Raw genomic sequence first — 19017 nt, forward strand, 5'->3', positions numbered from 1 at the left:
TTCACCGGCCCCCAGAACGAGGGTGTGCCGATGGGTCGCGGTACATGGCTGTGCGGCAGTGGGGAGGCCCCCGTCGGTCGGCGGTCGGCCGTTCGACCGTAGAATCTCGTGTGACCTCCGAGCCCCTCGACCCCAGCAGCATCCCTCCCGAGGACCTCGCCGTCACGCTCCGGGTCCTCGAGCAGCTGACCGAGATCGACGAGGCGCACCCCGACTTCGTCCGTGTGCGTCAGGCGACCGCGAAGATGTTCAAGGCCGTCAAGCGGGCGCACCGGCTCGAGAAGCGGGCGGTCATCGCTGACGCTGATCGCCGCGTGATCGCCGCGACCGCGACGGGCGCCGCGGACCGGATCGACGACGAGACCCGTGGGGTCCCCATCAGCACCTCGACGGCGGCGGCCACCGCCGGCACCCTGCTGAAGGCGCGCCCCTGCTACATGTGCAAGCAGCAGTACACGGTCGTCGACGCGTTCTACCACCAGCTGTGCCCCGCGTGCGCGGCGATGAGCCACGCCAAGCGCGACGCCCGGACCGACCTGACGGGCAAGCGTGCGCTGCTCACCGGCGGACGCGCGAAGATCGGGATGTACATCGCGCTCCGCCTGCTGCGCGACGGCGCCCACACCACCATCACGACCCGGTTCCCGCGCGACGCGGTGCGCCGGTTCACGAGCCTCCCCGACTCCGCCGACTGGATCTCGCGCCTGAAGGTCGTCGGCATCGACCTGCGCGACCCCGCCCAGGTCATCGGGCTCGCCGAGGACGTGGCCGCGTCCGGCCCCCTCGACATCCTGGTGAACAACGCCACGCAGACGGTCCGTCGGTCGCCCGGTGCGTACCAGCCCCTCGCCGACGCCGAACTCGCCCCGCTGCCGGACGGGCCGCTGCCCGAGCTGGTGACGTTCGGGCACACGAACGACGAGCACCCGCTGGCCCTCGCACGCTCGGTCACGGCGCACCCCGTGCTCGCAGCCGCTGCGGCCCGGGCCGAGGAGCTCACCGAGCAGGCACTGGCCCCGGGCTCGAGCTCGCTCGAACGGCTCGCCGGGGGCACGGCGATCGACGCCGGCGGTCTCGTCCCCGACCTGCACGACGTGAACTCCTGGACGCAGCAGGTCGACGAGGTGGACCCGCTCGAGATGCTCGAAGTCCAGCTCGCGAACACGACGGCGCCGTTCATCCTGATCTCGAAGCTCCGCGCGGCGATGGCAGCGAGTGCTGCCCGCCGGACCTACGTGGTGAACGTGAGCGCCATGGAAGGGGTGTTCGGCCGTGCGTACAAGGGGCCGGGGCATCCGCACACGAACATGGCGAAGGCCGCGGTCAACATGCTGACGCGGACGAGTGCGCAGGAGATGTTCGAGACGGACCGGATCCTGATGACGAGCGTCGACACCGGGTGGATCACGGACGAGCGGCCGCACCCGACGAAGGTGCGGCTGGCGGAGGAGGGCTTCCACGCTCCGCTCGACCTGGTCGACGGAGCGGCACGCGTCTACGACCCGATCGTGCGGGGCGAGGCGGGTGAAGACGTGTTCGGCGTCTTCCTGAAGGACTACCAACCCAGTTCGTGGTGATCCCGGCACCACGGGCAGGCGCGCGAGCCTAGCGTGGGGTCGTCATGACAGCTGAAGATCGCACAACTCCTGAGTCCGACGTGGCTCCCTCCGACCAGCCGGATCCGAACCGCTGGAAAGCCCTCGTCATCTGCCTGCTCGGCGGCGGGATCGTGCTCCTCGACGTCTCGATCGTGAACGTCGCGCTGCAGTCGATCTCGACCGGGCTCCCCGGCACCTCGCCCGAGGCCGTCCAGTGGATCCTGTCCGGGTACGCCCTGTCCTTCGGGCTGCTGCTCGTGCCCGGCGGACGACTCGGTGACGCCACGGGCCGTCGCCGGATGTTCGTCATCGGGGTCGGGCTCTTCACCGTCGCGAGTGCCCTGTGCGGGTTCGCGCCCAACGGCATCGTCCTGGTGATCGCCCGCCTGGTGCAGGGGCTCGCGGGCGGTCTGCTCACCCCGCAGGTCACCGCGCTCATCCAGCAGCTGTTCCGCGGCAAGGAACGTGGCACCGCCTTCGGGCTCTTCGGTGCGACGGTGGGCATCGCGACCGCGATCGGTCCGCTCATCGGCGGCCTGCTCATCACCGCGTTCGGCACCGAGAACGGCTGGCGCTTCGTCTTCTTCGTGAACCTGCCCGTCGGGCTCGTCACGATCCTCCTGGCCTTCCGCTACCTGCCGGGCATGAGCAGCACCGAGCGGGGACGGAAGCACGACTTCGACCCGGTCGGCATCGTGCTGCTCGGCGCCGCGGTGGTCGCCCTGCTCCTGCCCTTCGTGCAGTCCTCGGAGTGGAAGGGGAACACGAAGTGGTGGCTCGTGGTCGTCGCCGTCGTGCTCGGTGCGCTCTTCGTCCTGTGGGAGCGGCGCTACGAGCGGACCAAGGAGCCCCTGATCGACCTCGGGCTCTTCCGCCGTCGCTCCTTCTCGCTCGGCGTCGGCCTGGCCACGCTCTACTTCGCCGGGTTCACCCCGCTGTTCTTCGTCCTGACGCTCGCGCTGCAGTCGGGGCTGCACTACTCGGCGCTGATGGCCGGGCTGTCGTCGGTGCCCTTCGCGATCGGCTCGGGCATCGCCTCGACCATCGGCGGCCGGATCGTGCACCGCTTCGGCCGGCAGCTCATCGTCATCGGGACGATCCTCGTGCTGCTCGGGCTCGGTGCGGTCATCTGGGTGGTCGCGAACCACTACCGGTCCGACCTCGGCTGGTGGCTCGTCCTGCCGCTGCTGGTCGCCGGCGTCGGCTCCGGCCTGACGATCTCCCCGAACCAGACGCTCACGCTCTCCGAGGTGCCCGTCGAACAGGGCGGCTCGGCTGGCGGGCTCATCCAGGTCGGGGCGCGGGTCGGGTCAGCGGTCGGGATCGCTGCGGTCGGCAGCGTCTTCTACTCGATCCTGGCGAACTCGAACGGTGACTACGCGAAGGGCCTGCCGCTCGGGCTCGGCGTCTCGCTCGGCTTCGTCGCGGCGGCGCTGGTCGCAGGGATCGTCGACGTGGTCGTCGGGAAGGTGCGAGGGACCGAAGCGACGGTCTGAGCACCGGACGGCGGTTCTCGTTTCGCGACGTGACGGATCCGGTTCGCGGATCTCGGGGCGAGCCGACCGGATCCGTCACGGCGCAGATCGAAGTCCGGTCCGGCGGTCGGCTTGCGGGTGCCGGGGCCAGACCGAGACGGACGGTAGGCTCGGTGCCAGCTGGCATCGAGCCTCCCGTCGGTCGTGGTGATCGGGACTGGACCATCGAACGGCCACCCGTTCTGGACGGGTGCGCTTTCGCCGTCGGTGTTGTACGTTCACTGCATGCGATACATCACATTCAAGCAGGGCAAGTACGTCACGGTGGCCCTCGGAGCCGCGCTGGTCGGCGTGCTCGCGCTGCCCGCTACGGCATCGGCATCGGCATCGGCGTCGGGCGTGGGCCTCGTCGGCGAACAAGCGTCCGGAGGATCCGCCGTGATCATCGGCGGCGAGGGGACACGGGTCATCGTGGACGACACGGCGGGCGACGGGCGTCTGCGGACCACGCAGCGAGTCGGCGGCGGCGTGTGGATCTACGGCATCGGCGGCGGGAACTCGTACTCGTACTACGACCACAGCGGCAAGACGCACAAGTCGACGGCCTGCGCCGGCTTCGGGACGAGCTGCAGGAGTTCTGGGTGGGTGGCGAAGGGCACGCGCTCCGTCGCACAGGTCCTGCGGACCGCGGGCGGCAACACCGCCTTCTGGGACACGAAGTAACGGCACTCGAGTGGCCTCGAACGTCCTCCGCGTGGGGACCGCTCTCGCAGCCGCGGTGGTCTCGTTCCTGATCGGCTTTGCCGTGCTCAGCGTTCAGGACACGCAGTCGATGGCGACGATCAGATCGGCACTGATCATCACCGAGGCGCACGAGGCCGCTCGTGTCGTCGACGTCCTCCGGTCGGAGGCCGAGCACCGCGGCGCCAACTTCTACCGCGTCCGGATGGACCCGACGGGGCGGACTCCGACGCGGACGCTGGTCCCGGTCATCGGCGACCGTGCCGCACACGACCGTGCGTTCCCGTCGGGTGAGTACGCGCGGTTCGACGTCTCCCTGACGACCGAGCTCGAGGCCACTGGAGACCCGCGCGGCAGCTGGCTCTCGACGCTTCCGCCGCGCGCACTGCAGGACGTCGCGACGACGTTGGGTCGCGCGGGTGTCGAGGCACAGGTGCAGTCGCTCGGGTGGGCCAGTCTGTTCCGGTTCATGGTCGGGTACACACCGACGGTGACGGCAGCAGCGGTCACGATGAGCGGTGCGTGGCTGCTCGGGTTCGTCCGAGCGGCGTCGCGTGCACGCGTGACAGCGGTCTCCAGGACCCTCGGTGTGCGGTGGCCGTCAGGGCGCGACGTCGGGATGTCCGTGCTGCTCGCGGCCGGCGCGTTCGTCGTCGTCGGCGGGTTCGCGATCGCAGTGCTCGACAGCTACAACGGAGGCCACCGGCTGGCCGCCTACTTCGCCGTGAGCGGTGCCATGTGGTGCTCCCTCGTGATCGCGTTCGTCTGTGGGTCCCGCCTGCCCGGTTCGCTGCCGCGCCGCCTGCGGTTCCGTGCCGCCTTCTCGGGGTGGCTGCCGTGGGGGAGAGGAGCCGTCCTGATGCCAGCCGTGCAGGTGCTGACGTTGACGCTCGTCGTGTTCCTCGTCGCCCAGGCCTTGACGGCATGGGGATCGCTCGTCGTCGTCCGCGACAGCCGTCCTGACTGGCAGGCATGTGCAGGGTGCACGACGACGATCTTCCAGGGCTTCGACGGCTCCACAGCGCTCGACGACGCAGTGGAGCCGTTCGCCTCGGCGGTCCGCGCGACCGAGGCCTCGGGCGGGGTCCTCCTCAGCTGGGCGCCCGGCGCGGCTCGTGGTGATCAGTACACCCCGGGCGACCCAGGGTCGAACGTGATCGTCGCCAACCCGACGTTCATCGAGCGTTCGCGGGGGCAGCTCCCTGATCCGCTCGACGGAGCGGACGGGCCCGGGGAGTGGGGGCTCCTGGTCCCGAGCGACCAGGCAGCGCGGGCAGCGGCCATCGCGGCCGAGTGGCGGACGTCCTTCCGCGAGCCGCTCGGAGAAGTCCCGAACCGGACGGCGCCGAAACGTCCGCACGTCGCCATGTACACACCCGGTGCCGTCTTCAACTACGGCCAGACCGACTTGCGCGACCGGGCGTACTCGGAGTCTCCCGTCATCGTCGTCGTCCCGGCGTCAGCCGGTCTCCTCGACGACGACGCCTACTTCGCCGCCGGTTCCGCCGGGGACCTCCTGTTCACCGGTGGCACCGCAACGACACACCGGGCGCTCGATGCCGCTGGCGTCCCTCGGTCCGTGTACGTGGTCGACTCGCTCGCCGACCAGATCGACCGCGGCATCGCGACGGCCCGAGCGCGGCTCCCCACCGCACTGGTCGGTGGCGCAGCCGGGGTCCTCGCTGCGGTGGGCATGCTCGTCGTCCGCACCCGGGCCTCCGTGCTCGCGAACCGCGACCGGCTGGTCTTCCACCGCACGCACGGACGATCACCGAGCCGCGTCCATCTCCGGACCTGGTTCCGGATCTCGTCACTCCTGGCGGGGACCGCGGTTGCCCTCGTCCTCGCGATGCAGAGCGGCCTCACGGGCGCTGACGTCATTCCCCGAACCGTGGGGATCGTCTTCGGTGGGGTCGTCGTGCTGGTCGTCCTGACGACCGGGATCACCACCGCTCGGACCGCCACGACGAAGGAGTTGCTCTCCCATGGGTACTAGCGAGCATACTATCGAGGCGATCGGCATCCGTCACGAGGTCGGCGGCCGCCTGCTGTTCGACGCCCTCGATCTGACCGTCCGAGCGGGTGACGTGCACGCGGTGGTCGCACCTTCGGGCGCCGGGAAGTCGACACTGCTCCGGATGATCGGGGGGATCGAGCGCCCGAGCGCCGGCACGATCCGGGTCCTCGACCACGACGTCACGGCACTGCGGGGTGCGGAGCTGCGTCGACACCTCCGCGACCGTGTCGCGTTCGTGTTCCAGGACGCTGGCCTCGTCGACCGGTGGACGGTCCGTCGCAACATCACGGCGGCCGCTGCGGCAGCGCCACACATCCCGGTCGGCAAGCCGTCGAGCCTGGACGAAGCGGCAGACCTCCTCCGTCTGCCGCAGTCGCTCCTGGGGCGACGAGCCGCTGAGCTGAGCGGTGGGGAGCGTCAGCGGGTCGCGATCGCCAGGGTCCTCGTGCGCAAGCCGCCGGTGGTGCTGATGGACGAGCCAACCGCCGCCCTGGACGCGGAGCTGACGGATCGCGTGGTGCACCTCGTCCGCGAGCTCTCCGATCAGGGTGCAACGATCGTGATGGCGACCCACGACCCGGTGGTCATCGGCGCCGTGGATGCGACCTCGACGCTGTTGCAGCGGTCCATCTGACGGCTGGAAGCGTGCTGTCGACGGTCTGCGCAGGGGACGGCGGTTCTCGTTCTGCGTCGTGACGGATCTGGTTCGCGGATCTCGGGGCGAGCCGACCGGATCCGTCACGGCGCAGATCGAAGTCCGGTCCGGCGGTCGGCCTGCGGGTGCCGGGGCCAAACCGAGACGGACGGGAGGCTCGGTGCCAGCTGGCACCGAGCCTCCCGTCCGGTCCGGGGTCGCGTCAGAACTGCGTGGTGCCCCGCAGCGCGCGCGGGCGGCCGTCCGGGTCCACCGCGAGCCGGGCTGCCGGAGCCGCCCACAGGCGCTGCAGCGCGGAGACGGGCTCCGGCTCGTGCTGCCGGATGCGCCCAGGGGGACGGGGGCCGGGCTGGCCGTCCTCGTACCAGTGGTCGAGGGCCCGGGCGTGGGACCGCCAGAGCGCGAGGAGCTCGGCTCCCGAGCCGTCCAGCCGCGGGTCGTCCTGGGTGGTTGCGAGGTGCTCGGCCCAGAGCTCGTGTCGGAGGTCCCGCGCGAGCGTCCCGTCTGCCTCGGACGTGTCGACCACGGCGCAGGTGAGCTCGCTGTCCGACGTCCACGAACGCCGGTTGAAGTTGTCCGACCCGATCGTGAACCAGGCGTCGTCGACGATGCAGACCTTCGCGTGGATGTAGATCGGGCGGCCGGACTCGTGCTCCAGGTCGAACACCCCCACGCGGTCGGGGGCCGAGCGACGGAGGGTCGTGATCGCGTCGATCTGCCCGAGGCGGCTCGGTGGTCCGCCGAACACCCCGTCGGAGTTCGGGTACCGGGGCACGAGGATGATGACGCGCAGGTCGGGGTTCCGCTCGAGCGCCTCGGCGATGCCGGTGGCGACCTCGCGGGACCAGAGGTACTGGTCCTCGATGGTGATGAGGTCTCGCGCCGTGCGGAACGCCTTGCCGTAGGCGCGGGCGATGCTCCGCTCGCCCTCGGGGGCAAACGGGAACGGCGGGCGCTTGACGCCGTAGGTCCGGAGGAGCTGCACCGCGTGGTCGCCGGCGGGCGGGGGAGCGGGTGTGCGCTCGGGCAGCGGCTCGGGGCGGCGCGGCATCCGGACGAGTCGCTGCAGGAGCATCCGGTACGGCAGGCTGCGGTCGAGCGGGTGTGGGTCGTCCCACCGCTCGGCGAACACGGCGAGGACGTCGGCGACGACCGGGCCGCGGAGCTCCATCGAGGCGTCGTGCCACGCGGGCCGCTTGCCGTAGCGGGAGTCGATCGAGACCGGCTGCGGGTCGCCCTCGTGTGCGGCGTCGTCGCGGCGGCTGTGGCAGAGGTCGATGCCTCCGACGTAGGCGACGTCCCGCGAAGGGTCGTCGCGGTGCTGGATCACGAAGAACTTCTGGTGGTGGGAGCCGAACACGCGGACGCGCTGGTCGAGGAGGACCTCGCCGCCGGCGTCGTTGATCTTCCGCCCCAGCAGCTCGTTCGCCCGGGCGCTGAGCGACGCTGAGATCCGCTCGCCGTGGGAGCGCCAGATCAGCCCGCGGACCTCGACCCCTGCCCGTGCCCGGTCGGCGAGCAGGTCGCCGATCGTCGGGCCGTCGGGCAGCAGGCGCTCGTCGGCGTCACCGCGCCAGTCGGTGAACCACACGCGGTCGCCGGGCTCGAGCGCGCTCAGCTCGGCGTGGATGCGCTCGAAGTACGGCGCCCCGTGCACCAGCGGGAGGACGAGGTTGCCCTCCGACCACGCGGGGGTGTCACCGGCACCGGCGTGCACCTCGGTGGCGGTGTTGCCGCGCTCGTCGCGGGCCAGGAACCAGTGACGTGGGTCGGTGGGCACGGTCGAACACTACGGGGCGCCGCCGGTCCGGGCATCGGTGGCGGCACGGAACCCGCGTGGGTCTTCTCAGACGGTGCCGTCCGGCTGCGCACTCGGCAGGTGGAACAGTCGCCGAGCGTTGCCCGACGCGAAGGCGTGGCGGGCGTCGTCGTCCGGGAACGCCCCGAGGAACGAGGTGATCGCGGCACTCGACGGCTGCTGGAACGGGTGGTCGGTGGAGAACAGCAGGCGGTCGGCGGTCGTGACCTCGAGCGCGTGACGGAGCATCGCCGGGTCGAGCATGCCGGAGGCTGTGATCCACACGTTCTCGCGGAGGTACTCCGTGACCGTGCGGTCGAGGCGGGCCATCCGAGCGAGCCCGTCGGCCCGGTCGTGCCAGAACAGCAGGAGCTCTCCCCAGTGCCCGAGGACGAGCTGCAGGGCCGGGTGGCGGTCGAGGACGCCGCTCGTCATGAGCCGGAGCGCCGCCGTGCCTGCCTCGAGGTGCCACCCCCAGGAGAACGTGGCGAGGGCGAGGTCTGGCCCGTCGCCCAGGCCGGAGTACGACGCCGCCCGGACGGCGCGCGGAGGGATCTGCGGGTGGATGAACACCGGGTGCCCGGACTCGGCGGCGACTGCCCACAGGTCGTCGAAGCGCGGATCGTCGAGGAGCACGTCACCGGTCCGGCCGTGGACCATCGCCCCGACGAGCCCGAGTCGGGCTGCCCGTTCGAGCTCGGCCGCGGCGGCGACGGGATCGGCCAGCGGCAGCGTCGCCATGGCGCGGAAGCGGTCCGGCGCAGCGGCGATCGTGGCCGCTGCCTGGTCGTTCGCGTCACGGCTCAGCGCCACCGCGTCCGCGGGGTCGAGCCCCTGCGTCCCGGGTGGGGCGAGCGAGAGCACCTGCATCGCGACGCCCTGCTCGTCCATCGAGGCCAGCCGCCCCGGACCGGTGTCGGTCAGGCGTGCGCGGACGTCGCCGTGCTCGTTCAGCACGAGGCTGTCGTCGCGGCGATCGGGCGGCAGGGAGCGCTGGGCGGCGTCGATGCCCTCGTGGACCCAGTGTTCCTCGATGCCGATCAGGACCTCGGTCGCATCGTACATGGCCACTCCTCCGTCATTCGCTCACCGCGTGTTGAGTCAACGTAGCACGTCGCTCGTCGTCTGTAGAGTGAACCGGTGCCGGAGCCGTTGACCAGAGCCGAGCGACGCGCTGCGAGTGCCGCCAGGATCCTCGACGCCGCCCAGGTCGAGTTCGGCGAACACGGCGCCCGGGCCACCATCCGCGGCATCGCCCGTCGCGCCGGTGTCGACCCGTCGCTCGTGCTGCAGCACTACGGCTCGAAGGACGAGCTCTTCGCGCTCGCCGTCCGCCCGGTGTCGGAGCTCGCGGAGGACGAGGTCCCCGAGCACCTCCGCGACGTGCTCGATGCGCGCCTGCAGGACCTGCCCGCGTCGACCCGGGCGCTCATCCGCTCGATGCTGACCTCGCCCGAGGCGGCCGCGGTGATGCGCGACTACCTGCAGGAACGCGTCGACGTCCTCGCCGGCACGAGCACGCGCGACGACGCTGAACTCCGGGCCGCGATCGTGGTGTCGAGCATCCTCGGGCTGACCATCGCGCGGCACTTCGTCGGGCTCGAGGTGCTCGACCGGCGTGCTGCCGACGTCCCCGACCTCGTCGAACCGTGGCTCGCGGCACTGCTGGCGGAGCCGACCGACACGCGTTGATCCGGGGTCGGCCTGCGGGTACCCGTTCGCGCCGCCGTGCGCCAGAATCGCCCCATGGACGCTGAACACGAGGACAGGCCGCGCGTGGTCGCGGTGAGCAGGGACAGTGACCACCGGTTCAGCAAGCCGGTCGTGCAGGAGCTCACGCTCGTCGAGGGCTGGGGTGTCGAGGGCGACGCCCACGCCGGCACGACAGTGCAGCATCGCTCACGGGTGGCGCGGGACCCCTCGCAGCCGAACCTCCGCCAGGTGCACCTGATCCACGCCGAGCTGTTCGACGAGGTGGCCGACGCCGGCTACGCGGTCGAGCCGGGGGAGCTCGGCGAGAACGTCACCACGCGCGGCATCGACCTGCTCGGCCTGCCGGAAGGGGCCCTGCTGCACCTCGGCGACGACGCCTGCGTCCGCGTCACGGGCCTCCGCAACCCGTGCCAGCAGATCAACGGCTTCGAACCGGGCCTCCTGCGCGAGGTCCTGGGCAAGAGCGACGACGGGGTCGTCGAGCGCAAGGGCGGGGTGATGAGCGTCGTCGTGTCGGGCGGGGTCGTCCGGCACGGGGACGCGGTCCGCGTCGAGCTCCCCGAGGGTGAGCTGACCCCGCTGCAGCCGGTCTGACCACCTGCCGGACTGGAGGCGCGGTGCCAGTTGGCACCGCGCCTCCAGTCCGGCTCTGGTCGCGACCAGCGCGCACAGCCCGTACCCGCGGCGTCAGTCGTCGGTCAGCGGCTGCCGCAGCACCCAGAAGTGCACGCCGACCACCACGGCGAACATCAGCGCGATGCACGAGAGGCCCCACCCGACGGCGGCATGACCGAGTGCGATGAAGAGCACGCCGAGCGCCAGGCCGCCCGCGGCGCCGAGCGCCTGCAGGACGAGCATCGCGACGGAAGTCCGACGCGTCGCGTTCATCGTCAGGTGCGCGTCCCGCACCCACTCCCGGTCCCGGGTGCAGCGGAGGATGACGAACGTCGTCACGACGAGGATCACAACGCTCGCGACGAGCAGGACCGTCTCCGCCATGTCCGAACCCTAGCCCTCCTTGACAGATGCACCTTGTAAGTGTTTGATCAGTCACATGCCCGCCACCGGAACCAGCCTCCGCTCCACTGCCGAGGCCCAGCGCGCCCGCATCACCGCGGCGGCTGTCCGGGTCTTCGCGGAGAAGGGCTACCACGCCACCCCGGTCGCCGACGTCGCAGCCGAGGCGGGCGTCTCGCCGGCCTACGTCTTCCGGCTCTTCCCCGGCAAGCTCGGGGTGTTCGTCGCCGCCGCCGAGGACACCTACGCCCGCGTCGCCGAGGCGCTCGCCGAGGCCGGTGAGTCGATCGTGGACACGGACCCGACCGCTCGACTGGCAGCCATGACCAACGCGTACATCGCGCTCGTCGAGGACCGGGACCTCATCATGATGCAGGCGCACGCGCAGAGCGCCAGCAGCGTGCCCGAGATCCGCGACGCCGTCCGAAGCGGGCTCGGCGAGGTCGTCCGTGCCGTGGAGCGGGCCTCGGGTGCCGCGCCCGCCGACGTCCAGCGCTTCGTGGCGTACGGGCAGCTGTGCCACCTCATCGTGCAGACGGACCTCGGGGCTGTCGGCGCATCGTGGGCGCAGTCGATCACCGCCGGCATCCGGCACCGCTGAGACGCCCCTCCCATCCACTTTCCCTCATGTCCACAGTTGTGACTGTTCAGTCAGTAACCAAACGAATCGAGACCACCATGAACGACACCACCACCCACGTCGTCCTGCCGGGCATCGTCGAGCCGGCCGGCCTCCTGGTCGAGGAGACACCCGTCGCGACGCCCGGAGCGGGGGAGCTGCTCGTCACCGTCGAGGCCACCGGCATCTCGTACGCCGAACGGGCGATGCGCCGTGGCCGCTACTTCATGCAGCCGGCGTTCCCCTTCACGCCCGGGTACGACCTCGTCGGCACGGTGACCGCCGTCGGCCCCGGCGGTGACGCAGCGGTCATCGGTCGGCGTGTGGCGAGCCTCACCAAGACCGGCGCGTGGACCGGACGTGCGGTCGTCGCCGAGCGGGACTCGGTCCTCGTGCCGGACGGCGTCACGTCCGAGGACGCCGAGGCCGTCACCGTCAACGGGGTCACCGCGTGGCAGATGCTCCACCGTGCCGCGCGGGTGCGGCCGGGGCAGACGATCCTGGTGTTCGGGGCGAACGGCGGCGTGGGCGGTGTGCTCATCCAGCTCGCCCGGCACCACGGCGTGCGGGTGATCGGCGCTGCATCACCACGACACCACGAGGCCCTGCGACGAGACGGCGTCGACCCCGTGGACTACGCCGCCCCCGACCTGGCGGAGCAGGTGCGCGCGCTCGCCCCGGCCGGGGTCGACGCCGTCTTCGACAACATCGGCGGCGCCACGACGCAGACGGCTCGCTCCCTGCTCGCTCGCGGAGGGGTGCTCGTCTCGTACGCGATCATCGACGCGGTCAGCGGGACGGGCAGCCTGTGGCCGCCGTTCCTGTCGCACGTCGGCCGCATCGCGTTCTGGAACGCGCTGCCCGGTCAGCGCGCGGTCTTCTACGACCTGTGGAGCGGGCACAGCCGCACGCCGAAGCGGTTCCGGGCGCACCTCGAGCAGGACCTCGGACGGGTGCTGGAGCTGGTCCGCGACGGGGTCGTCACGCCGAGGATCGCCGCACGGTTCCCGCTGACCGAGATCGTGCAGGCGATGGAGCTCGCGGAGTCGCGGACGCTCGACGGCAAGGTGGTCCTGCTGCCCTGACGTGGATCGTGCCGCGACTCCGGTGGGTCAGAGCTCGACGGTGCCGTTCTCGATCGGGTCCTTGTCGGGGTTCCGGGTGACAGCAGCCCGAGCGGTCTTCGCGATGTAGGCGACGGTGCTGCTCGGCCCCTCCCAGTACTCAGCGGAGTCCGCTTCGACCTTGATCAGGGCGAGACCCGCCGTGTCGAGTCCGTCCGGGAACCAGGCCTGCAGCGGCTTGACCCACAGCTCCTCGGCCTTCTGGCGGTCGTGCACGACGCTCGCGCGGCCGGCCAGGGACGTCCACGAGTGGCCCTTCGTGTCCGAGAACGACACGTTCACCTCGGGGTGGACGCCGATCTGTTCGGCCTTGGCGGAGTCGTCGTAGGCGAAGAACCAGAGGTCGCCGTCGAACTCGGCTTCCTGCAGGGCCATCGGCCGACTGACGTGCTTGCCGTCCGAGGTCATCGTGGTGAGCATCGCGACCTTCGCGTCGTTCATCAGGTCGGCGATGTGGTGCTGGTCAGTGGGTGTGGTGTCGGACATGGTGCGTGCTCCTCGTCGAGAGACCGGGTGGTGGTCGCGACGCTACGCGGGGGCGGCCGGGAGGCTCGGTGCCGGTGCGCCGCACGGCTCACCACCGCGGCGCCCCGCCCGTCGGTACGGTGATCGACATGGCCACCTTCACGCCCCCGCCCGCCGACGCCATGCGTGCGAAGCTCCTGCTCGCAGCACGCGAGGAGTTCGCGGCGGTCGGCATCACCGGCGCCCGGATCGAACGCATCGCCGCGGCGTCGTCGAGCAACAAGGCGCAGATCTTCCACTACTTCGGCAGCAAGGAGGGCCTGTTCGACGCGCTCTACGCCCAGACCGTCGCGGAGACGCTCGCGATCGTGCCCCTCGACGCCGAGGACCTGCCCGAGTACGCCGGGCGGCTGCACGACGCCGCGGTGCAGCGGCCGTGGGCACAGCGTCTGGTGACCTGGTACCGCCTGGAGCGCGGCGACGCAGCCCCGATGGAGGCCGTCGTCGCGGGCAACGCCGAGGTGGTCGCCGAGATCGAACGGGCACAGCGTGCGGGTGTGCTGCCGCGGACCGTGCGGCCGGCCGTGCTGCTCGGGCTCGTCGTGCACCTGGCCGCGTTCTGGAGCGAGACCAGCCCGGAGTTCGACGCCCTGGTCACCGCGGTGATGCCGGCGCGGCGGCGGCAGGTCGTGGTGGACGCGGTCGCGGCGCTCGTGCGGCGCTGACCGCGTCCTGCGCCTCCAGCCCGCGTTGCCGGGTGCTCAGCCCGCGTCGCCGGGTGTTCAGCTCGCGTCGCGACCCTCGCGCGACCGCACGATCCCGACCGTCACGAGCGCGGCCGCCACGAACGTCAGCACGACCCCGGCGACCTGCACGCCCGACTCGAACTGCGCCAGCCGCGTGCTCGTCCACGCCGTCGTGGCGATGCTCCCGCTGACCATCGCCGCCAGCACCGCTCCCGAGGCCGCGATCCCGACCCCGGTCGCCAGCTCGCTCGCCGTGTCTACCAGTGCGGCGCCCATCGAGGTCCGGTCGGCGGGCAGTCCTCGCAGGACGTCGTTGCCGGCCACCACGCCGACGACCCGCATGCCGGCGGCGACGAGCACGAGGGCGACGGCCACCCACCCGTAGCCGAGGTGCCCGAGGACGGCGAACACCCCGAGCCCGAGGACGACGGCCGCCGAACTGGACGCTGCCGCCCGACGGAGCCCGACCCGCTGCACGAACGGCCCGACGAACCAGCCGCTCGCGAGCAGCACCACGACCTGCGGCAGCATCCCCACGGCAGCGGCAGCCGGTGACCATCCCCAGCCGAACTGCAGCTGCAGCGTCACCAGGTACGACAGCCCCGCGACGGCGAGCCCGGCGCCGGCCTTGAACGCGAGTCCGCTCGCCACCAGCGGCCGGGCGACCAGCGCGAGGTCGAGCAGCGGGTGCCGGGCCGACCGCTCGCGCAGCACGAACGCGACGGCTGCCACCACGGTCGTCGCTGCCACCGTCCACGTCTGCCACGACGGGCCGAGGTCGACGGCGAGCGTCGGCGTCACGAGGGCCCCGGCGATGCTCGCGGTCCCGAGGACGGCACCGGCGACGTCGATCGGTGCGCGGTGCAGCCCCTCCGCCTCGTCGGCGCCGATGCTGGTCCGGATCCCGACGAACGCGACCAGGGCGATGGGGGCGTTCGCGAGCAGGAGCACCTGCCACGGCGCCACGGCGAGCACGAGGCCGCCGACGGTCGGCCCGATCGCCAGGCCGACGAGTCCCGCGGTCGAGATGACGGTGAGGGCACGGACGCGCAGGTCCTCGGTGTCGAAGAGCCGGAACGCCAGCGCCATCGACCCCGGGGTGGTCATCGCGGCGGCGATGCCCATCACGGCCCGCAGGGCGATGAGCTCCGGGGTCGTCGTGACGAACACCGTCGCCAGGCTCGCCACTGCGAGCAGCACGAGGCCGACGAGCATGACTCGGCGGCGGCCCACCCGGTCGGCGACGGCGCCGAACAGCAGCATCAGCCCGCCGAAGACGACGGAGTAGGCGCCGGTGACCCACTGCAGCCCGGTGGTGGTGGCGTGGAGTTCGCGGCCGATGGTCGGCAGCGCCACGTTGAGCAGCGAGTTGTCGAGCATCTCGAACAGGAACACGGCGGACAGCCCGGCGAGGGCGAGCCACGCGTCGCGGAGCGAACCCGGCGCGAGTGGACGGACGGTGGGGACGGCGGACATGAGCGCACTCCTTCAGATGAAGAAGTGGCGACTCGAGCGAGTCACGTGCGCGCGCCCGGCGCAGTGGCGCGGGCTTTTTCCCTCTGCGCTCACCGTAGGTGACGACGTGGGCCGACGGCAAGCGCCGCTGCGGGTCCGGGACGGTGCTGACCGACGGACGGGAGGCTCCCACCGGGCTGGTGCCGAGCCTCCCGTCCGGTGGGTGGCCGGCCCCGTGACGCCTCAGGACGCCTTGCGGCGTCGCGGACTGGCGGACCGAGGCGGGGCTGCGCGGAGACGGTCGCCGACCTTGCCGAGGACGGTGGCGAGGGTGTCGACCTCCTGGGTGGTCAGGGACTCGAAGAGCGTGCCGCGGACGACGGCGATGTGGCCGGGGAAGACGGTGGCGAGGACGGCGCGGCCGGCCTCGGTGATCGTGACGACCACGCGGCGTTCGTCCTCTGGTGAGCTGGAGCGCGTGACGAGTCCGCGCTTGTCGAGCAGCTGCGCCTGGTACGTCAGGCCGCTGCGGCTGTAGACGACGCCGTCCGCCAGGTCGGTCATGCTCCGGCTGCCCGTCGGGTCGTCGCCGAGGCGCGCGAGCAGCTGGAACTGCACGTAGCTCAGGCCTCCGGCGTCGCGGAGCTGCTGCTCGACCGCGGGGCGGAGGAGCGCGCTGACCTCGGTGAAGGCGAAGTACGCGGCGAGCTCCGTCGGGGAGAGTCCGGGTTGGGGTTCGACCATGGTCCGATCCTACCGTTGCTTCGAGTTCGAAGCAGTACTACCGTCGTCCGTAGTTGCTTCGAATTCGAAGCACACGACGAAGGGCATCATCATGAAGGCAGTCCGTTTCCTCGAGGTCGGTGGACCCGAGGTCCTGCAGTACGTCGACGTCGAGCAGCCCCAGCCGGCCGCCGGCCAGGTGCGGATCCGCGTCGCGGCGTCCGCGTTCAACTCCGCCGACACCGGCATGCGGGCGGGCTTCCTGCCCATCCCGGTGACGCTCCCGCACGTGCCGGACTACGACGTGTCCGGCACGGTCGATGCACTCGGCGACGGGGTGGAGGGCTTCGCGGTCGGCGACGCCGTCATCGCGTTCCTGCCGATGGGCGAGGACGGCGGCGCGGCCGAGTACGTCGTGGCCCCGGCTGACGTGCTGGTCCACGCGCCGACCAGCATCCCGCTGGCCGATGCCGCTGCGCTGCCGTCGGTCGCACTGACGGCACACCAGGCGCTGTTCGACGACGGCGGACTGCAGGTCGGGCAGCGGGTGTTCATCGTCGGCGCGGGAGGTGTCGTCGGCACGTACGCGGTGCAGCTGGCGAAGCGAGCCGGTGCGTACGTCATCGCCACGGCGAGCCCGCGGAGCGCTGATGCGGTGCGCGCCGCGGGTGCGGACGAGGTCGTCGACCACACGGCGTCGTCGCTGCGGGAGGCCGTGTCCGAGCCGGTCGACCTGCTGCTGAACCTGGCGCCGATCGAGCCAGAGGAGTTCAGCGCCCTGGTCGAGCTGGTCCGCTCGGGCGGGGTCGTCGTGAGCACTACCGCGTGGATGCCCGCGCCGGACGACGCCGAGCGTGGCGTGCGGTCGGTCGTCGTGTTCGTGCGGAGTGACCTCGCACAGCTCGAGGAGCTCGTGCGGTTGGTCGACGCGGGGGAGCTGCGGGTGGAGGTCTCGCGGCGCATCTCGCTGGCGGAGCTGCCGGCACTGCACGTGGAGGCTGCCGAGCGCGGGATCAGCGGGAAGGTGATCGTGCTGCCGGAGGCTGTGTGACGCGGAGCTCCGGCTCGAGCCCGTCCGGCTCGGGACGGTCCGACTCGAGTCGTCGCCGCACCGCGCGCACGGCGACCCACGTGCTGCCGAGTGACCCGGCCATCGCTGCCCCGGCGATCGCCAGGATGAGCGGCTCGCTGTTCCACTGCCCGAGCAGGCAGCCGACGATGCCGGCGACGACCATCACCGCGGCGGTCGTGCACATCGGGACGAGGGCTGCGCGGTGGGCTCGCTGCCAGGCCTCGGCATCTCGGAGGGTCGCCGCGGTGCGGATGCCGAGCCAGCGGTTGCGCGGGACGACACCACGGGCGGGAAAAACGACGCTCAGCGCGATGAGGACGGCCGCGGCGATCTCGACGGTGATCATCGGGTCCGCCGGGTGTCCGTCGACGACATCGCGTTCGTCGTCCCGACGGTGTCGGACGGCGGTGTGCTCCCCGCGAAGTGTGCGGCCGTCGTCGCGATCCACAGCGCGGCGAGGGCGATCAGGCCCACGATGCCCGGACCGGCCATGACGAACGCCACGACCAGCGTCACGAGCCCGGCGAGCATGAGCACCACCGGGAGTCTGCGGCCCCTGGTCGTCGTCTGCTGACTGGTCATGTCGCGCCCCTCGTCGATCCACCATCCGGTCACACTCATCCTGCCGGTAGCGTGTGACATTCGCAAACGAGAACCAGGAGGAGTGATGCCGCGCCGATCGACCTTCGGGGAGCGATTCCTCGTCCTCTGGTGGTTCCTGTCGGCCTTCTTCCTCAGCAGCGCGCCCCTCGTGTTCGGGGTGATCGCTGCCGACCTGGTACCCGGTGTCGGCGGCGTTCGGCCGTCCGTCCCCGTGCCGATGCTGGTCCTCGGGCTGATGGCGATCGTCGGTGTCGCGGTCGTCTTCGGTGGCGTGCTCGAACGCGTGGTGGCGCAGCTGGTCCCGATGCGCTCTGTGTTCAGGCGGATCACGCAGGAGGTCGCTTCGGTGCTCCTGCTCTGGGTGCTGCTCCTGCCGCTCATGGAACGGGGACTCGGTGCCGCGGTCGCAGCGGCCGTCTCGATCGCGCTGTACAAGATGGCCGAGCCGGTGGTCGACCGACTCGGCCGGAAGTGGGCCGAAGCAGCCGACGACTGAGCCACCCCGGCCTTATCCAACACATCTCGCATTTTACATCCGCGGAGCTTGGCGCGTCCCTCCGCACGCTGCGACCGTCTCGGCATCCGGCACGGAGCCGGCGATGCAACGAGGTGGACGATGAAGAAGACCGGGATCTGGGCACGTGTGGTGGCGGGAACCGTCCTGAGCTGTGTGCTCGTGGGCAGCGTGGCCGTCGGAGGAGCCTCCGCGAGTGCGACCGAGGCAGCGACGGACAGTGCGACGCAGCCAGGCAAGGACGGCCGGGCCGCGTGGGCGTACTACAACAAGGTCATCAGCAAGAGCTCGACGGGGAGCTACGTCGGGACGCAGAAGCTCGCGTCGTGCGGATCACGCACCAGCGCGATGAGCTGCTCCCTCAACAAGGGCTCGTCCGCGACCCGCACCATCGGCCTCAGCTTCGGCGCCACGCGGAGCTGGGCGGCGGGGCAGCTCTCCATCAGCTCGGCATCGACGCAGAACGTCTCGGTCACGTGCAGCAAGCGGAACGTCCCGAAGGGCAAGCAGCTGGTCGCCTTCCCCGTCGGGGTCCGCTACAAGTACAAGATCCAGCGGCACATGACCGGCGGTGGGAAGGACTACGTCTCCGGGACCTCCGGATGGCTGTACGCCTTCAACCCGGGCCCGGCGCGTGTCTCCTGCGACATCAGGAGCTTCTGACCGCCAGGGCACCGCCGGG

Annotated in this window: 21 protein-coding genes; 13 read left to right on the forward strand and 8 right to left on the reverse strand. The window is 71.4% G+C overall.

Going from position 1 to position 19017, the window contains the following annotated elements; translation table 11 throughout:
• Positions 1–44 precede the first annotated feature (44 nt).
• The 5 genes from ITJ54_RS11090 (at position 45) to ITJ54_RS11110 (ending at position 6465) form a co-directional block, all read left to right on the forward strand.
• Complete coding sequence (locus ITJ54_RS11090; protein WP_416354903.1) at positions 45–1577, forward strand: SDR family NAD(P)-dependent oxidoreductase; 1533 nt, start codon at positions 45–47, stop codon at positions 1575–1577.
• A gap of 44 nt (positions 1578–1621) precedes the next feature.
• The gene (locus tag ITJ54_RS11095) at positions 1622–3094 is read left to right on the forward strand and encodes an MFS transporter (RefSeq protein WP_194628274.1); all 1473 of its coding nucleotides are present in this window, start codon (positions 1622–1624) and stop codon (positions 3092–3094) included.
• A 264-nt stretch (positions 3095–3358) separates the two neighbouring features.
• The gene (locus ITJ54_RS11100) at positions 3359–3796 is read left to right on the forward strand and encodes a lactococcin 972 family bacteriocin (protein ID WP_194628276.1); all 438 of its coding nucleotides are present in this window, start codon (positions 3359–3361) and stop codon (positions 3794–3796) included.
• 31 nt (positions 3797–3827) lie between these two features.
• A complete protein-coding gene (locus ITJ54_RS11105; protein ID WP_194628278.1) occupies positions 3828–5810 on the forward strand; it encodes a hypothetical protein in 1983 nt (660 codons plus the stop codon).
• Entirely contained in the window at positions 5800–6465 is a 666-nt protein-coding gene (locus tag ITJ54_RS11110) for an ABC transporter ATP-binding protein (RefSeq protein WP_194628280.1), read from the forward strand. The genes ITJ54_RS11105 and ITJ54_RS11110 overlap by 11 nt, the downstream gene beginning before the upstream one ends.
• A gap of 223 nt (positions 6466–6688) precedes the next feature.
• Here the strand turns inward: ITJ54_RS11110 and ITJ54_RS11115 are convergent, their stop codons facing one another.
• Together ITJ54_RS11115 and ITJ54_RS11120 are read right to left on the reverse strand one after the other, a co-directional pair.
• Positions 6689–8266 (reverse strand): phospholipase D family protein, encoded by a 1578-nt coding sequence (locus ITJ54_RS11115; protein ID WP_194628282.1) that lies wholly within the window; start codon positions 8264–8266, stop codon positions 6689–6691.
• 66 nt (positions 8267–8332) lie between these two features.
• A complete protein-coding gene (locus tag ITJ54_RS11120; protein ID WP_194628284.1) occupies positions 8333–9349 on the reverse strand; it encodes an amidohydrolase family protein in 1017 nt (338 codons plus the stop codon).
• 75 nt (positions 9350–9424) lie between these two features.
• Here ITJ54_RS11120 and ITJ54_RS11125 point away from each other — a divergent pair, with 75 nt between their 5' ends.
• Both ITJ54_RS11125 and ITJ54_RS11130 read left to right on the forward strand, forming a co-directional pair.
• The gene (locus tag ITJ54_RS11125; RefSeq protein WP_194628285.1) at positions 9425–9976 is read left to right on the forward strand and encodes a TetR/AcrR family transcriptional regulator; all 552 of its coding nucleotides are present in this window, start codon (positions 9425–9427) and stop codon (positions 9974–9976) included.
• A gap of 54 nt (positions 9977–10030) precedes the next feature.
• Positions 10031–10591 carry an MOSC domain-containing protein gene (locus ITJ54_RS11130; RefSeq protein WP_194628286.1) on the forward strand — a complete coding sequence of 187 codons (561 nt, stop codon included), beginning with the start codon at positions 10031–10033 and terminating at the stop codon, positions 10589–10591.
• Between the two features lie 93 nt (positions 10592–10684).
• Here the strand turns inward: ITJ54_RS11130 and ITJ54_RS11135 are convergent, their stop codons facing one another.
• Positions 10685–10996: a hypothetical protein gene (locus ITJ54_RS11135; protein ID WP_194628287.1), complete on the reverse strand. Its 312-nt coding sequence runs from the start codon at positions 10994–10996 to the stop codon at positions 10685–10687.
• Positions 10997–11051: 55 nt separating this feature from the next.
• Here ITJ54_RS11135 and ITJ54_RS11140 point away from each other — a divergent pair, with 55 nt between their 5' ends.
• Positions 11052–11615, forward strand: coding sequence for a TetR/AcrR family transcriptional regulator (locus ITJ54_RS11140; RefSeq protein ID WP_194628288.1), 564 nt, complete (start codon positions 11052–11054; stop codon positions 11613–11615).
• 77 nt (positions 11616–11692) lie between these two features.
• Positions 11693–12718: a medium chain dehydrogenase/reductase family protein gene (locus ITJ54_RS11145; RefSeq protein ID WP_194628289.1), complete on the forward strand. Its 1026-nt coding sequence runs from the start codon at positions 11693–11695 to the stop codon at positions 12716–12718.
• Between the two features lie 27 nt (positions 12719–12745).
• Here ITJ54_RS11145 and ITJ54_RS11150 read toward each other — a convergent pair whose 3' ends face one another.
• Positions 12746–13243, reverse strand: coding sequence for a pyridoxamine 5'-phosphate oxidase family protein (locus tag ITJ54_RS11150; protein WP_194628290.1), 498 nt, complete (start codon positions 13241–13243; stop codon positions 12746–12748).
• Positions 13244–13371: 128 nt separating this feature from the next.
• Here ITJ54_RS11150 and ITJ54_RS11155 point away from each other — a divergent pair, with 128 nt between their 5' ends.
• Positions 13372–13947, forward strand: a complete 576-nt coding sequence (locus ITJ54_RS11155; protein WP_194628292.1) for a TetR family transcriptional regulator — start codon at positions 13372–13374, stop codon at positions 13945–13947.
• A 57-nt stretch (positions 13948–14004) separates the two neighbouring features.
• Here ITJ54_RS11155 and ITJ54_RS11160 read toward each other — a convergent pair whose 3' ends face one another.
• Complete coding sequence (locus ITJ54_RS11160; RefSeq protein ID WP_194628294.1) at positions 14005–15444, reverse strand: MFS transporter; 1440 nt, start codon at positions 15442–15444, stop codon at positions 14005–14007.
• Between the two features lie 222 nt (positions 15445–15666).
• Positions 15667–16167 (reverse strand): MarR family winged helix-turn-helix transcriptional regulator, encoded by a 501-nt coding sequence (locus tag ITJ54_RS11165; protein ID WP_194628296.1) that lies wholly within the window; start codon positions 16165–16167, stop codon positions 15667–15669.
• Positions 16168–16258: 91 nt separating this feature from the next.
• Between ITJ54_RS11165 and ITJ54_RS11170 the strand changes: the two genes are divergently transcribed.
• Positions 16259–17197 carry an NADP-dependent oxidoreductase gene (locus ITJ54_RS11170; RefSeq protein ID WP_194628298.1) on the forward strand — a complete coding sequence of 313 codons (939 nt, stop codon included), beginning with the start codon at positions 16259–16261 and terminating at the stop codon, positions 17195–17197.
• On the opposite strand, the gene ITJ54_RS11175 is transcribed toward ITJ54_RS11170, so the two are convergent.
• Positions 17160–17564 (reverse strand): SdpI family protein, encoded by a 405-nt coding sequence (locus ITJ54_RS11175; RefSeq protein ID WP_194628300.1) that lies wholly within the window; start codon positions 17562–17564, stop codon positions 17160–17162. The genes ITJ54_RS11170 and ITJ54_RS11175 overlap by 38 nt on opposite strands.
• Positions 17561–17800, reverse strand: coding sequence for a hypothetical protein (locus ITJ54_RS11180; protein WP_194628301.1), 240 nt, complete (start codon positions 17798–17800; stop codon positions 17561–17563). The genes ITJ54_RS11175 and ITJ54_RS11180 overlap by 4 nt, the downstream gene beginning before the upstream one ends.
• Before the next feature lie 85 nt (positions 17801–17885).
• Between ITJ54_RS11180 and ITJ54_RS11185 the strand changes: the two genes are divergently transcribed.
• Positions 17886–18317, forward strand: a complete 432-nt coding sequence (locus ITJ54_RS11185; protein WP_194628303.1) for a hypothetical protein — start codon at positions 17886–17888, stop codon at positions 18315–18317.
• A 120-nt stretch (positions 18318–18437) separates the two neighbouring features.
• Complete coding sequence (locus tag ITJ54_RS11190) at positions 18438–18998, forward strand: hypothetical protein (RefSeq protein WP_194628305.1); 561 nt, start codon at positions 18438–18440, stop codon at positions 18996–18998.
• The last annotated feature ends 19 nt before the right edge of the window (positions 18999–19017 follow it).

The organism is Curtobacterium sp. VKM Ac-2865, assembly GCF_015350905.1.
Lineage (GTDB): Bacteria > Actinomycetota > Actinomycetes > Actinomycetales > Microbacteriaceae > Curtobacterium.